The sequence below is a fragment of the Prevotella sp. HMSC077E09 genome (assembly GCF_001814685.1).
GTDB classification, from domain to species: domain Bacteria; phylum Bacteroidota; class Bacteroidia; order Bacteroidales; family Bacteroidaceae; genus Prevotella; species Prevotella oris.
Window position 1 is genome coordinate 1 of the sequence record NZ_KV817488.1, and the last position, 1,489, is coordinate 1,489.

The 1,489-nt window shown below is 41.8% G+C and carries 1 pseudogene; it reads right to left on the reverse strand.

Annotated elements, in window-relative coordinates:
- Positions 1-171: 171 nt before the first annotated feature.
- A pseudogene (locus HMPREF2983_RS00515) lies at positions 172-1,459 on the reverse strand (IS1380-like element ISBf12 family transposase).
- Positions 1,460-1,489: the final 30 nt, after the last annotated feature.

Genomic DNA, 1,489 nt, shown 5'->3' on the forward strand with positions numbered 1-1,489 from the left:
CCTCAAATCCGCAACTAAGCCCTTGAAGGTTCTTATTGCGTTTACACGTCCTCTCATTACTGAATTTGCAGATAATTTGAACTTGAAGCACCCACTTCTGCCTACAATATCCCCTTACCCCACAATGTGACTTGAGGCAATACACAATATCATTCCCATAAGTTGTAGGCACTATCCAAAATCAGTCTGGAAAACATCTGCGTAAGCATAATTACAGGTATAGATATTCAGCACATACCGCCTTGATGTCTTGATCCACTTGGCTGGTACAGAGATAAACCTGAAGACAAACGCTTTTATGCGACTTGTTACATTGAGTCCGAACTTCCTTTACGTCAAGTCTTTGAATAATGGCCTTGTAAAAGTTACGGATAAGTGCTGTAAGAAGAAGGAACACTGTGTTCTCTGCCATGAAGGATTTGGGCAATCTGTCCCACCCGAAACCATTGTTCATATCATCGAAGATACGTTCCTTTTCTCCACGAGGGTTATAGAACTCGACAATTTCTCTTACGGAAGAATCATAGTCGTTAGTCAGGATACAACGGTATGTGTATTCTCCTTCCCAAAAATCCTGCACACCATCCATCCGTTTCTGTCTTTGAATCACAAGTCGATATGCCTTACCTTTCCACTTCTCAACAAGGATAGAGTTCAATTCAAACTCAATGCCATTGATTTCTTCAGTTTTCCAGCCTTTGAGAGCAAAGGTGTCATTGTAGATCGAACTGCAGCGGTTAGCACGGATATAGAAGGACTTGCAGTGTTTTTCTATTTCCTCCACGATTTCCTCGGAACATGATCCACAATCAGCTCTGAAGCGATTGATAATGAGCCCATTCTGTTCAAATCTCTCAAAGAACCTCTTCAGCGTGTCCTTCTGATGGAAACGAACATTTGTGTTACCATCGCTATTCTCTATACCGACTATCAAATCGCCAATAACCGCCACGCCAGGGCGATAACCAAGGAACTTCTTGTATGTAGGCTTTGCATCATACTTCTCTGTCTCTATGAACTGATGGTCGAAATCAACATCATACATCTCACCCTCTTTCAGTTGGCCAGATGCAAATATACAATTGAGCAATAAAGTATTGAGAGTGTCAGCCGTATTGAAATCGTAGGTCTTGCCCATATCTGATGTGTATGAAATGTTTTCTTGCGTCAACTCCTTTATCGCCCTGAGGATAGTATCAGAGCTACAAGTGCGAAGTGTCGGATGAAGTGAGAGGTGGTTCATCAAATGAGTAGTGACATCCTCAATACATGAACCGCCACAGAAGTAGATACTCATGAGAGAACGGATGATTTCGCTGTACTGATAACCGAACGATCTACACCTTAGACCGAGGGTTGAGTCGATGACAGATGATAATGTGGAGTCAAATTGCTCCATGATTGAAAATAATCCCCCAAAAGGAGTGAGTCTCTCAGATTTAATTTGTATCTTCGCCATGTCTATCGTTGGATTCTCTTGTTTTTTTTT